The organism is Massilia sp. Root418, assembly GCF_001425265.1.
GTDB lineage: Bacteria > Pseudomonadota > Gammaproteobacteria > Burkholderiales > Burkholderiaceae_D > Rugamonas.
The window spans coordinates 501,953-513,905 of record NZ_LMEC01000020.1 but is presented as its reverse complement, the minus strand read 5'-3'; the positions used below and the strand labels follow the sequence as shown (position 1 = coordinate 513,905).

The 11,953-nt window shown below is 69.2% G+C and carries 11 protein-coding genes; 8 read left to right on the top strand and 3 right to left on the bottom strand.

Annotated elements, in window-relative coordinates:
- Positions 1–3 precede the first annotated feature (3 nt).
- Positions 4–237 (bottom strand): hypothetical protein, encoded by a 234-nt coding sequence (locus ASC94_RS14710; RefSeq protein WP_056396056.1) that lies wholly within the window; start codon positions 235–237, stop codon positions 4–6.
- Positions 238–381: 144 nt separating this feature from the next.
- On the opposite strand from ASC94_RS14710, the gene ASC94_RS14705 reads away from it, so the two are divergent.
- The 4 genes from ASC94_RS14705 (at position 382) to ASC94_RS14690 (ending at position 5,208) form a co-directional block, all read left to right on the top strand.
- On the top strand, positions 382–1,824 hold the full coding sequence (locus ASC94_RS14705) for a SulP family inorganic anion transporter (RefSeq protein WP_056396053.1): 1,443 nt from the start codon (positions 382–384) through the stop codon (positions 1,822–1,824).
- A gap of 41 nt (positions 1,825–1,865) precedes the next feature.
- Entirely contained in the window at positions 1,866–2,279 is a 414-nt protein-coding gene (locus ASC94_RS14700; RefSeq protein ID WP_056396050.1) for a hypothetical protein, read from the top strand.
- A gap of 30 nt (positions 2,280–2,309) precedes the next feature.
- Complete coding sequence (locus tag ASC94_RS14695; RefSeq protein ID WP_056396048.1) at positions 2,310–2,549, top strand: hypothetical protein; 240 nt, start codon at positions 2,310–2,312, stop codon at positions 2,547–2,549.
- Between the two features lie 76 nt (positions 2,550–2,625).
- The gene (locus ASC94_RS14690; RefSeq protein ID WP_056396045.1) at positions 2,626–5,208 is read left to right on the top strand and encodes an excinuclease ABC subunit UvrA; all 2,583 of its coding nucleotides are present in this window, start codon (positions 2,626–2,628) and stop codon (positions 5,206–5,208) included.
- Between the two features lie 32 nt (positions 5,209–5,240).
- Here ASC94_RS14690 and ASC94_RS14685 read toward each other — a convergent pair whose 3' ends face one another.
- Both ASC94_RS14685 and ASC94_RS14680 read right to left on the bottom strand, forming a co-directional pair.
- On the bottom strand, positions 5,241–6,851 hold the full coding sequence (locus ASC94_RS14685; protein WP_056396042.1) for an ATP-binding protein: 1,611 nt from the start codon (positions 6,849–6,851) through the stop codon (positions 5,241–5,243).
- Positions 6,852–6,853: 2 nt separating this feature from the next.
- On the bottom strand, positions 6,854–7,657 hold the full coding sequence (locus tag ASC94_RS14680; protein WP_056396037.1) for an alpha/beta fold hydrolase: 804 nt from the start codon (positions 7,655–7,657) through the stop codon (positions 6,854–6,856).
- A 234-nt stretch (positions 7,658–7,891) separates the two neighbouring features.
- Here ASC94_RS14680 and ASC94_RS14675 point away from each other — a divergent pair, with 234 nt between their 5' ends.
- From ASC94_RS14675 to ASC94_RS14660, 4 genes are all read left to right on the top strand, one after another.
- The gene (locus tag ASC94_RS14675) at positions 7,892–9,196 is read left to right on the top strand and encodes an NAD(P)/FAD-dependent oxidoreductase (RefSeq protein WP_056396035.1); all 1,305 of its coding nucleotides are present in this window, start codon (positions 7,892–7,894) and stop codon (positions 9,194–9,196) included.
- Complete coding sequence (locus ASC94_RS14670) at positions 9,186–10,001, top strand: DUF1365 domain-containing protein (protein ID WP_056396032.1); 816 nt, start codon at positions 9,186–9,188, stop codon at positions 9,999–10,001. Before ASC94_RS14675 ends, ASC94_RS14670 begins: the two co-directional genes overlap by 11 nt.
- 101 nt (positions 10,002–10,102) lie before the next feature.
- Positions 10,103–11,248 (top strand): cyclopropane-fatty-acyl-phospholipid synthase family protein, encoded by a 1,146-nt coding sequence (locus ASC94_RS14665; RefSeq protein WP_229417317.1) that lies wholly within the window; start codon positions 10,103–10,105, stop codon positions 11,246–11,248.
- Positions 11,249–11,324: 76 nt separating this feature from the next.
- Positions 11,325–11,942 (top strand): chalcone isomerase family protein, encoded by a 618-nt coding sequence (locus ASC94_RS14660; protein WP_229417274.1) that lies wholly within the window; start codon positions 11,325–11,327, stop codon positions 11,940–11,942.
- Positions 11,943–11,953: the final 11 nt, after the last annotated feature.

Here is an 11,953-nt window from a genome sequence, read left to right as displayed (position 1 = left end):
GCCTTAGGCGAAGCAGGAGCCCCAGCCGCGCTGGATTTCCAGCTTGGCGTGCTGGATGGCGGCGTCCACGGCCAGCGCGCTGTTGGCGAACGCGTCCACGCGCGGCGTGGACCAGCTGGTCTTGCGGTTGCCGCGGGACACCCTGAATTGCGGCCGCCATTGCGTGCCCATCTGCACGGCGGTCGCTTCAATCATGAAGTTGCGGAAAGTGGCTTGCTGTATGGTTCCGAGTTTCATGTCGTTCTCCCTGTAGGCCACTATCGTCTCGCAGGCACGGGGAACTTGTCCGTGCGCAATCGCACACAGCAATTCGGCTCAGCCATTCTGGTATACTTGCCGCCCCCTAGCCGACCTCAACAGCCCGCCCGGCGTGGCACTACCATGAACTCTATCCGCAGCAACGTCCTGGCCGGACTGACCACGTCCTTCGCCCTGGTGCCCGAGTGCATCGCCTTCGCCCTGGTGGCCCAGCTCAATCCACTGATGGGACTGTATGGCGCCTTCTTTATCTGCACCATCACCGCCCTGTTTGGCGGACGCCCCGGCATGATCTCCGGGGCAGCGGGTTCCATGGCGGTAGTCATCGTGGCGCTGGTGGCGCAGCACGGCGCGCAATACCTGCTGGCCACGGTGGTGCTGGGTGGCCTGCTGATGGTGCTGTTCGGCCTGCTGCGCATGGGGGCGCTGATCCGCATGGTGCCGCACCCGGTGATGCTGGGCTTCGTCAATGGCCTGGCCATCATCATTGCCGGCGCGCAGCTGGAGCACTTCAAGCTCGGCGGGCACTGGCTGCAGGGCGCGCCGCTGCTGCTGATGGCCGGCCTGGTGGCGCTCACCATGGCGGTGGTGTGGCTCCTGCCCCGGCTCACCAGGGCCGTGCCGCCGGCGCTGGCGGCCATCGCCGGGGTCGGCTTGCTGACTGCGCTGCTTGGCCTGCCCACCCGCACCCTGGGCGACATGGCCCACATCGCCGGCGGCCTGCCGGCCTTCCATCTGCCCGCCGTGCCGCTCACGCTGGAAACGCTGCGCATCATCCTGCCGTACGCGGTGCTCATGTCCCTGGTCGGGCTGCTGGAAACCCTGCTCACCTTCAACCTCACCGACGACATTACCGGCACCCAGGGCCAGGCCAACCGCGAGTGCGTGGCGCTGGGCGCCGCCAACCTGGCTTCCGGCCTGTTCGGCGGCATGGGCGGCTGCGCCATGATAGGCCAGACCATGATCAACCTCGGCTCGGGCGGGCGTACGCGTTTGTCCGGCGTGGTGGCCGGCACCATGATGCTGCTGTTTATCCTGTTCCTGTCGCCCTGGATCGAGCGCATTCCGCTGGCGGCGCTGGTGGGCGTGATGTTCGTGGTGGCGCAGCAGACCTTCGCCTGGGGCTCGCTGCGCGTGCTGGGCAAGGTGCCGCGCCACGACGCGCTGGTGATCGTGGCGGTCACCGCCATCACGGTCGCCACCGACCTGGCCACGGCGGTGCTGTGCGGGATCGTGATCGCTGCGCTGAGCTTCGCCTGGCAGCACGCGCGCGACATCCACGCCGAGGTGGACGACAGCGCGCCGGGCGTGCGCACCTACCGCCCGCGCGGCACGCTGTTCTTCGCTTCCACCACCCATTTCCAGGAACTGTTTGCGCCCGCCGGCGATCCCGCGCGCGTGGTGGTGGACTGCCGCCACCTGCGCCTGGCCGACCACTCGGCCATCGCCGCGCTGGAGGCGCTGCGCGAGCGCTACGCCAAGGCCGGCAAGGCCATGCAGCTGTCGCACCTGTCCGGGCGCTGCCAGCTGTTGCTGGCGCGCGCAGGCTCCTCGGCGCTGGCCTGATCACTTGTAAACTTGGCATGCTTTCATGGTAATATTTCGCCATGACTACATTTAACCTGATCCCCAGGGCGTCCACGCTGGCGGCCCTGCTGGCCGCCGTGCTGTGCGCCGGCTGCGTGGCCGTCGTGCCCGGCAACAACCAGTCCAAATCCTCCCCCAAGGCCGCCGCCGGCGCGCCGTTCTGCCAGACCTCCGCAAACGGCAAGCAGGTCGCCTGCGGCGGCGAGGCGCCGTTCTGCCAGCAGTCTTCGGACGGCAGCGCGGTAGCCTGCGGCGGCAAGGCGCCGTTCTGCCAGACCTCCTCGGACGGCAAGCAGGTCGCCTGCGGCGGCGAAGCGCCGTTCTGCGCCAAATCGACGGACGGCAAACAAGTCGCCTGCGGCGGCAAGGCGCCGTTCTGCGAACAGTCCAGCGACGGCACCAAGGTCGCATGCGGGGGCGCCCAGGCATTGTAAAATGCCAGCTTTACCACCACAGGTTCCGCCATGAACACCATCTTCGCCGCTCCCGTCTTCGACGCCACCGTGATTTACGAGGGCAATGAACTGTTCAAAGGGCAGGGCGCTGCCCGCATGTGGGCCGAGAAGCTGGCCAAGGAGCTGGAAACGCCCATCGACGTGCGCAAGATCGGCACCGGCTGGGTACTGTGCGGCACCGTGGACGGCGCCGACTGCATCTGGGGCATCCACGGCCAGCGCCTGAAGCGCATCGAAGCGCAGGGCTAAAGCTCGGTACGCTCGCGCACAGACGCGCTCCGCCCTCCCGCGCACGCTGGCGGTTGGAAAAAAGGGCGGGGGACACATGGCGACATCGGGCGAAGCGGACCAGGGCTGCGTGCGCGTGCGCGGCGCGCGGGAACACAATCTGAAGGACGTGAGCGTGGACATTCCACGCAACGCGCTGGTGGTTTTCACCGGCATTTCCGGCTCCGGCAAGTCTTCGCTGGCGTTCGGCACGCTGTACGCCGAGGCGCAGCGGCGCTATCTTGAATCCGTGTCGCCGTACGCGCGGCGGCTGTTCCACCAGATGGCGGTGCCGGAGGTGCAGTCCATCGAAGGCTTGCCGCCGGCCGTGGCGCTGCAGCAGCAGCGCGGCGCGCCCACCACCCGTTCCTCCGTCGGCAGCGTCAGCACGCTGTCCAATTCCCTGCGCATGCTGTACTCGCGCGCCGGCGACTATCCGCCCGGCCAGGAGCTGCTGTACGCGGAATCGTTCTCGCCCAACACCCCGCAGGGCGCCTGCCCGCATTGCCACGGCCTGGGCCGGGTGTACGAAGCCACCGAAGCGTCCATGGTGCCGGACGACAGCCTCACGATCCGCGAGCGCGCCGTGGCCGCCTGGCCTACCGCTTGGCACGGCCAGAACCTGCGCGACATCCTGGTCACCCTGGGCTACGACGTGGATAAGCCGTGGCGCGAGATGAGCCGCAAGGAGCGCGACTGGATCCTGTTTACCGACGAGCAGCCTACCGTGCCGGTGTACGCGGGCCTGGAGCCGGCCGAGGCGCGGCGCGCGCTCAAGCGCAAGGAGGCGCCGAGCTACCAGGGCACGTTCACCGGCGCGCGCAAATACGTACTGCAGACCTTTGCCACCACTGAAAGCGCCGCCATGAAGAAGCGGGTGGCGCAGTATATGGTCAGCACCGTGTGCCCGGGTTGCCAGGGCAAGCGGCTGCGGCCAGAATCGCTCTCGGTCACCTTCGCGGGGCTGGACATCGGCGCCATTGCGCAGCTGCCGCTGCGCCGCCTGGCCGGCCTGCTGCAGCCGTACGCGGAAGGGCGGCCGCCGGCCAAGGGCAAGCGCGCGGCCGCGCTGCATCCCGAAAAAGCCATCGTCACGCAGCGCATCGCGCAGGACCTGGCGGCGCGGCTGGAAGTGCTGCTGGACCTGGGGCTGGGCTATCTGAGCCTGGAACGCAGCACGCCCACCCTGTCGCCGGGTGAGCTGCAGCGCCTGCGCCTGGCCACGCAGGTGCGTTCCAGCCTGTTCGGCGTGGTGTACGTCTTGGACGAACCCTCCGCCGGCCTGCATCCGGCCGATACTGAAGCGCTGCTGCGCGCGCTGGACCGGCTCAAGGCGGCCGGCAATTCCCTGTTCGTGGTGGAGCACGCGCTGGACGTGATCCGGCATGCCGACTGGATCGTGGACGTGGGGCCGCAGGCCGGCGAGCAGGGCGGCCATGTGCTCTACAGCGGTCCGCCGCCGGGCCTGGAGCAGGTGGCGCAGTCGCACACCGCGCGCTACCTGTTCGGCAAGGCGCGGCGCCCGGCGCGTGCGCTGCGCGAGGCGGCCGGCTGGCTCAGGCTGCGCAGCGTGGAGCGCAACAACCTGCGCAAGCTGGATGCGGACTTCCCGCTGGGCGTGCTGGCCGCCGTGAGCGGCGTGTCCGGATCCGGCAAGTCCAGCCTGGTGAGCCAGGCGCTGGTGCAGCTGGTGGCGGCGCAGCTGGGCCAGGCCCCGGCGGCAGGGGGCGAGCCGGACGGTCCGGGTGATCCCGGCGATCCGGGCGGCCTGCTGTCGGCCGGCGCCGACAGCGGCGTGGTGGGCGGGCACATCGCCGGCGGCGCGGCAGGCCTGGGCGGCATCAGCCGCCTGGTGCAGGTGGACCAGAAGCCCATCGGCCGCACGCCGCGCTCCAACCTGGCCACCTATACCGGCCTGTTCGACCATGTGCGCAAGCTGTTCGCGGCCACCCGGTCGGCGCGCGCCCGCCATTACGACGCCGGGCGCTTCTCGTTCAACGTGGCCAAGGGCCGTTGCGGGAATTGCGCGGGCGAGGGTTTCGTGATGGTGGAGCTGCTGTTCCTGCCCAGCGTATATGCGCCGTGCCCGGTGTGCCATGGCGCGCGCTACAACGCGAAAACGCTGGAAGTGCGCTACCGTGAGCGCAACATCGCCGAGGTGCTGGGCATGACGGTGGACGCGGCCTGGGACTTTTTCGCGGACGAGCCGCCGCTGCGGCGCGCGCTGGGCACGCTGCGCGAAGTGGGGCTGGGCTACCTGCGCCTGGGGCAGCCCGCCACCGAGCTGTCCGGCGGCGAGGCGCAGCGCATCAAGCTGGCCACGGAGCTGCAGCGCACGGGACGCGGCAACACGCTGTACGTGCTCGATGAACCGACCACCGGCCTGCATCCGTCCGATATCGACAAGCTGCTGCTGCAGCTGCACGGCCTGGTCGATGCGGGCAACACGGTGGTGGTGGTCGAGCACAATATGCAGGTGCTGGCGGACAGCGACTGGGTGATCGACGTGGGGCCGGGAGCGGGCGAGGAGGGCGGCGCCATCGTGGCCGCCGGGCCGCCGCAGGCCGTGGCGCGCGTGAGCGGCAGCCGCACCGCGCCCTATCTGGCGGCGGCGCTGCTCGGCGCTGCTGCAGGCGCCTGAGCAGCCGCCTGAGCAGCCGTCTGATGACCCGCCTAGGCCAGGTGCCGCGCGATGGCCTGGTGCAGCTGCATGAAGTCGACCGGCTTGGTCATGTGCAGGTCGAAGCCGGCGTCCAGCGCGGCCTGGCGGTCGGCGTCCTGGCCCCAGCCGGTCGCGGCGATCAGCAGCATGCCGGCGCCGCCGGGCAGCTGGCGGATGCGGCGCGCCAGCTCGTAACCGTCGAAGTCCGGCAGGCCGATGTCGAGCAGGGCCAGGCGCGGCTGGAAGGCGGCAATGGCCTCCAGCGCGCCGCCCGCCGTGTAGGCGGCCTGCGTTTCGTAGCCGACGAAATCGAGCGCCATGGCCAGGCTGTCCGCCGCATCCACATTGTCGTCGACGATCAGGGCCTTGACGCCGGCGGCGTCCGGCGTTGCGGCCGGCGCGGCGGCGGGCGCTTCTTCCAGCGCCGTCGCCGGCAGCGGCAGGCGCACGGTGAACAGGCTGCCCTGGCCGGGGCCGTTGCTGTGGGCGCTGATGCTGCCGCCGTGCAGGTCCACCAGGCCGCGTGTGAGCGACAGGCCGATGCCCAGCCCGCCTGCGCCTCGCTCGATGGCCGGCGTGAGCTGGGAGAACATGGTGAAGATATGGTCCAGCTGCGCGGGCGGAATGCCGATGCCGTTGTCGCGCACCGTGATCACCGCTTCCTCGCCTTCACGCCGTAGCGCCAGGTGCGCGCTGCCGCCGGCGGGCGTGTACTTGCTGGCGTTGGTCAGCAGGTTGCACACGATCTGGGTCAGCCGCACCGGATCGCCGCGCAGCAGCAGGGCCCGGCGCTGCGCCTGGGCCGTTGCCGCAGCCTCCTGCGCCGGGTCCAGGCCCGGGTCCAGTGTCAGCGTCTGCCGTGCCGCTTCGAAGGCCGGCCGCGTGGTTTCGGCGGCGGCGCGCAGCAGCGAGCCCAGTTCCACCGTTTCCAGCCGCAGCTCGATCTTGCCCTGGCTGATGCGGGCGTTGTCCAGCAGGTCGTCCACCAGATGGGTCATCTGGCGCAGCTGGCGTTCCAGCATGCCGCGCGCCCAGTCCAGGTGCGCCGCGCCGCCGTCCTTGCGGCGCAGCGTTTCGAGTACGCTGGCCATCGGCGCCAGTGGATTGCGCAACTCGTGCGCCAGCGTGGCCAGGAATTCATCCTTGCGCCGGTGCTCCAGCGACAGCGCGTCGTTCAGCGCGCGCAAGCGCGTTTCCGCCTCGCGCAGGCTGTCGGCCGCCGCCTCGGCGCTGCGGCGCGCCTGCAGCAGTTCGCGCTCGTACGACTTGCGGTCGGTGGCCACGAAGGCGGCAATCTCGTCCACCCAGGCATCGCCGCGCAGCTTGCGCTGGGCGTTGAGCAGCATGGGCACGCGCCGGCCGTCGCGGTGCAGCAGGTCGAGCTGCACCTCCGATACCGAGCCTTGCATTTGCAGCAGCGGCGCCCAGTGGGTCTGGTGGAACACGCGCGCGCCCATCGGCAGCAGCTGCGGGAAGCGCAGCGCGCCGGCCAGCTCGTGTGCGGCGTAGCCCAGCCAGCGGCAGAAGGTGGCGTTCACGCTCAGGATGGTGCCGTCGGCGGCGGCCACGAGCAGTCCGCAGGGCGCATCGTCCCAGTCTGCTGCGGGTGCCGGCGCGTCCATGCTCAATCCGCTCGGCCCAGGAAGGCGCGGATGGCGGCTACGCTGGCGTCGGGCGCGCTCAGGTGCGGGCAGTGGCCGGTGTTCTCTATCATGGCCAGCACGCTGCCCGGCATGGCGCGCTGCATGTACTGGCCCACCTCCACCGGCGCAATCAGGTCATCCGTGCATTGCAGGATCAGCGCGGGCGTGCGCGCCAGGGGCAGGTCGGCACGGTGGTCGGACAGGAAGGTGACGCGCGCAAAGTGGCGGGCGATCTCGGGGTCGGTGCGGCAGAAGCTGTTGGTCAGTTCCTCGGCCAGTTCCGGGCGGTCCGGGGCGCCCATGATGGCGGGCGCCATGGTGCTGGACCAGCCCAGGTAGTTGCCTTCCATGGTGTCGAGCAGGTCCTCGATGTCGGCGCGGGAGAAGCCGCCCCGGTAGCCGTCGTCGTCGATATAGCAGGGCGAAGGTCCGACCATGATTTGCGACGTGAACAGGTCAGGCCGCTGGTTGGAGGCCAGCAGCCCGATCATGGCGCTCACCGAGTGGCCGACAAACACCGCCGGGCCGCTGGCATGGGCCGCGATGATCTCGATCAGGTCGTCCGCATAGCCGTGCAGGGTGCCGTACTTGTTGCGGTCATAGGCCGACAGGTCCGAGCCGCCGCTGCCCACCAGGTCGAACAGCAGCAGCCGGTGGCTGGTTTCAAAGGCCGGCACCATGTAACGCCACATGCTCTGGTCGCAACCGAAACCGTGCAGCAGCACCATCAGGGGCTTGCCGCCGGCGCCGGCCAGGCGAATGTTGTTACGGTATTGCAGGTCCATGGAAGCCTTGGATGATCGGGGTTGACCGGCCATTCTAGCAGTATGGTGCGGCAGCCCCGCACTGCACGCAGGGGCCGCTTTCCACCCGTCCCAGCGGCCTTCTTGCTGATCACGATGACCCGTCATTGAACCGAGAAAAGCAGCGTAAACTGCAGCGTTCGCTGGACTTGACCCGTAATTGTCCGTAGTGTTGTCGGGGTTGGGCAGTTCATTCCTACAACAGAGGACAGGTTGATGAAAATAGCGGTAATCGGAGCCGGCATCGCCGGGCTGGCGTGCGCGCACAGGCTGGCGCAGCTGGGCCGGGACGTCACCCTCTACGAGGGCGGCGGCTGGTTCGGCGGCCATAGCAACACCGTGGACGTGACGCTGGACGGCGCCACGCACGGCGTCGACACCGGCTTCCTGGTGTATAACAACGCCACCTATCCGCACTTGATGGGCCTGTTCGCCGACCTGGGCGTGCCGACCAGCGCGACCGACATGTCCTTTTCGGTGAAGCTGCCGCAACCCGGCGGTGGACTGGAATGGGCGGGCGCCAGCCTGGGCACCGTTTTCGCGCAGCGCCGCAACCTGCTGCGGCCGGCCTTCCTCGGCATGCTGCGCGATATCCTGCGTTTCAACCGCGCCGCCACAGTGCTGGCCACCAGCGATGCGCCGGGCACCGGCCTGTCCGCCACCTCCGGCATGGCCCTGGGCCATTATCTCGACCTGCACGGCTATGGCCGCGCCTTCCGCGACTGGTATCTGCTGCCGATGGCGGCCTGCATCTGGTCCTGTCCCACCGGGCAGATGCTGGAGTTCCCGCTGGCGAGCTTCGTGCGTTTCTGCCATAACCACGGCCTGCTGCAGATACGGGACCGGCCACAATGGCGCACGGTGACGGGTGGCTCGCGCGAATATGTGCGGCGCATGCTGGACGGCATACCGCAGCGCCGCCTGAACACGCCGGTACGCGCCGTGCAGCGCATGCCGGGCGGTGCGCTCTCGGTGGCTGTCCGCACGGACGGCGGTACGTCCCTGTACGACGAAGTGGTGCTGGCCTGCCACAGCGACCAGGCGCTGGCGCTGCTGGAACGGCCGGTGGCGGCCGAGCGCGACGTGCTGGGCGCCATCCGCTACCAGCCTAACCGCGCCGTGCTGCACACCGACGCCAGCTGCCTGCCGGTGCGCCGCAAGGCCTGGTCGGCCTGGAACTACCAGGGCGGCGTGGATGAACAAGGCGCGCCGCGCGTGTGCGTGCACTACCTGCTCAACATGCTGCAGCCGCTGCCGTTCACCACGCCGGTGATCGTGTCGCTCAATCCGGTTGCCGAACCGGCGGCGGAAAAGGTGCTGGCCAGCTTCGACTATGCGCATCCGGTGTTCGACCAGCGCGCCGTCAGCGCGCAGGCGCGCCTGCCGGCATTGCAGGGCGAGCGCCACGTGTGGTTCGCCGGCGCGTGGACCGGTTACGGTTTTCATGAGGATGGGCTCAAGTCCGGCCTGCAGGTGGCCGCCGCGCTGATGCAGAAAACGGTGCTGAGCCATGCCGCCTGAACAGCCTTGCGCCTTCCAGCTGTGCCTCGGGCAGGTGCGCCACAAGCGCCTGCGGCCGGTGCGCAATGCCTTCAGCTATGGCGTGTTCTATATCCGCGTCCCGGTGCACGCGCTGGCGCACGGCGTGCCTGCGCTGCGCTGGTTCGCGCGCAACCGCTTCAATCTGCTGGCCTTCCACGACACCGACCACGGCGACGGCACGCAGCCCTTGCACGCCTGGATAGTCGCGCTGCTGGCGCGGCACGGCGTGCGCGACGCGGACGGCGAGGTCTGGCTGCAAACCATGCCGCGCGTGCTTGGCTACCTGTTCAACCCCGTCTCGTTCTGGTTCTGCCACCGCGCCGACGGCAGCCTGCGCGCGGTGCTGTGCGACGTACGCAATACCTTCGGCGAACGGCACCTGTATCTGCTGGAAAACGGCGGGGCCATCGGCAACGGCGCCTTGCTGGAGGCTGAAAAATCGTTTCACGTCTCGCCTTTCCTGCCGCTGCGCGGCGGCTACCGTTTCCGCTTCATGCGCGTGCAACGCGCCGGCGAAGGGGAGCGCCACCTGGCCTGCATCGACTATATGGACCGTAGCGACCAGGGCAGCCATGGCGACGGCGGCCAACCTGCGCTGTCCACCAGCATCAGCGGCACGGCGCAGCCGCTCACCGACGCCGCCGTGCTGCGCGCCTGCGCCACGCACCCGCTGCTCACGCTGGGCGTCATGGCCAGGATCCACTGGCAGGCCCTGCGCCTGTGGTGCAAGCGCGCTCCCTTTTTTAGCAAACCCCCAGCCCCCACCGAGGAACTTTCGAAATGACCACCCCATTGCCGATGACAGGCTGCCTGCTGCAGCGCGAGTCCCCCCATGCCACCCATGCGGGCGCAGGCATTGCCGCCAGGGCGCCCGCGGCGGCGCGCATGCTGCTGGCGGCGCTGGCACGTATCCGCCACGGCGCCGTGCTGGTGCAGGCGCCGGACGGCGACACGGCACTATACGGAGAAGGCGCGCTGCCTGTGACGCTCAAGCTGGCCAACTGGAAGCTTTGCGGCGCGGTGCTGCGCTCGGGCGATATCGGATTTGCCGAAAGCTTTATCGCTGGCGACTGGAGCACGGACGATCTGCCCGGGCTGGTGGCGCTGCTGGCGCGCAACCGCGCGGAGCTGGAGTCGCTGGTGTACGGCAGCTGGTGGGGCGGCCTGCTGTACCGCGTACGGCATCTGCTGAACCGCAACTCGCGGCGCGGCAGCAAGAAGAACATCCACGCGCACTACGACCTCGGCAACGCTTTCTACCGCCGCTGGCTGGACCCGTCCATGACCTATTCGAGCGCGCTGTTCCTGGAGCCGGGCATGGGCCTGGAGCAGGCGCAGGCGGCCAAGTACGCGCGCATCCTGGCGCAGCTGCAGGTGGAGCCGGGCGCGCGCGTGCTGGAAATCGGCTGCGGCTGGGGCGGATTCGCCGAAACCGCTGCGCGGGGCGGTGTGCACGTAACGGGGCTGACGCTGTCGCGCGAACAGCTGGCGTATGCGCAGGCGCGCCTTGCCGATGCCGGGCTGGCTGCGCAGGCGGACCTGCAATTGTGCGACTACCGCGACGCAGGCGGGCAATACGACGCCATCGCTTCCATTGAAATGTTCGAAGCCGTGGGGCAGCAGTACTGGCCGGACTATTTCAGCTGCCTGGCGCGCAACCTGAAGCCCGGGGGCCGCGCGTGCGTGCAGACCATCACCATCGCGGACGAGCTGTTCGAGCGCTACAGCCGGGGAACGGATTTCATCCAGCAGTACATTTTCCCGGGCGGGATGCTGCCGTCGCAGGCCGAGTTCCGGCGCCACGCGGCGCAGCACGGGCTGCGGGTGGAGCAGGAGCTGCGCTTCGGGCGCGATTACGCGGAAACGCTGCGCCTATGGCGTGTGGCCTTCCTGCGCGAGCGGGACGCTATCGCGCCGCAGGGCTTCGACCTGGGCTTCATGCGTACCTGGGAGTTCTATCTGGCGTATTGCGAAGGCGCTTTCGACGCCGGCAATACCGACGTGGTGCAGTTCACGCTGGTGAAGGAGTGAGATGCGCACTGTCATGCTGCCATGCGCGCGTGCGGCGGCTCCGCGCCTGCTGACTGCCAGGATGCCGACAGCCGGAATGTCGACAGCCAGAGTCCTGACGGCCAGGCTGCTCTCGGCCAGACTGCGGGCCGCCTGCCTGGCGGCCGTTTGCCTGCTGGGCGCTTGCTTGCCGCTGCCTGCGGGCGGCGCGATGGCGTCAGCCGGGCCTCCGGTGCCGGTCGCTGTCGTGCAGGGACTGCAGCCGCTGCGGCTGGCGGGCGAGGGCAGCTACCGCTGGTTCGGACTGCTGATCTACGAGGCGCGGCTATGGGTAGGGCAGCAGGGCTACCGTGACAGCGATCCCGGCGCCGCGCCGTTCGTTCTGGAGCTGCGCTATGCGCGCAGCCTGCAGGGCAGCCGTATCGCGGAAGCCAGCGTGGAGCAAATGGAAAAGGTCGGAGCCGGCAGCGCGGAGCAGCGCAAGGCGTGGCTGCAGGCCATGACGGGCCTGTTCCCGGACATCCGCAAGCATGACCGTCTTGCGGGCCGCTATGAGCCGGGGCAGGGTGTACGCTTCTTCCTGAACGGCGCCCCGCTGGGCGGACAACTGGATGACGAATTCGCGCAGGCCTTCTTTGCCATCTGGCTGTCGCCCCGCACCACGGCGCCGTCGCTGCGTGCAGCCTTGCTGCGCGACGCGGCCCCGCAGCCATGAACGGGAACGTC

What these genes read in the sequence shown, in the direction of transcription:
- ASC94_RS14710 (WP_056396056.1), bottom strand. Translation starts at nt 237, where the DNA reads ATGAAACTCGGAACCATACAGCAAGCCACTTTCCGCAACTTCATGATT.
- ASC94_RS14705 (WP_056396053.1), top strand. Translation starts at nt 382, where the DNA reads ATGAACTCTATCCGCAGCAACGTCCTGGCCGGACTGACCACGTCCTTC.
- ASC94_RS14700 (WP_056396050.1), top strand. Translation starts at nt 1,866, where the DNA reads ATGACTACATTTAACCTGATCCCCAGGGCGTCCACGCTGGCGGCCCTG.
- ASC94_RS14695 (WP_056396048.1), top strand. Translation starts at nt 2,310, where the DNA reads ATGAACACCATCTTCGCCGCTCCCGTCTTCGACGCCACCGTGATTTAC.
- ASC94_RS14690 (WP_056396045.1), top strand. Translation starts at nt 2,626, where the DNA reads ATGGCGACATCGGGCGAAGCGGACCAGGGCTGCGTGCGCGTGCGCGGC.
- ASC94_RS14685 (WP_056396042.1), bottom strand. Translation starts at nt 6,851, where the DNA reads ATGGACGCGCCGGCACCCGCAGCAGACTGGGACGATGCGCCCTGCGGA.
- ASC94_RS14680 (WP_056396037.1), bottom strand. Translation starts at nt 7,657, where the DNA reads ATGGACCTGCAATACCGTAACAACATTCGCCTGGCCGGCGCCGGCGGC.
- ASC94_RS14675 (WP_056396035.1), top strand. Translation starts at nt 7,892, where the DNA reads ATGAAAATAGCGGTAATCGGAGCCGGCATCGCCGGGCTGGCGTGCGCG.
- ASC94_RS14670 (WP_056396032.1), top strand. Translation starts at nt 9,186, where the DNA reads ATGCCGCCTGAACAGCCTTGCGCCTTCCAGCTGTGCCTCGGGCAGGTG.
- ASC94_RS14665 (WP_229417317.1), top strand. Translation starts at nt 10,103, where the DNA reads ATGCTGCTGGCGGCGCTGGCACGTATCCGCCACGGCGCCGTGCTGGTG.
- ASC94_RS14660 (WP_229417274.1), top strand. Translation starts at nt 11,325, where the DNA reads ATGTCGACAGCCAGAGTCCTGACGGCCAGGCTGCTCTCGGCCAGACTG.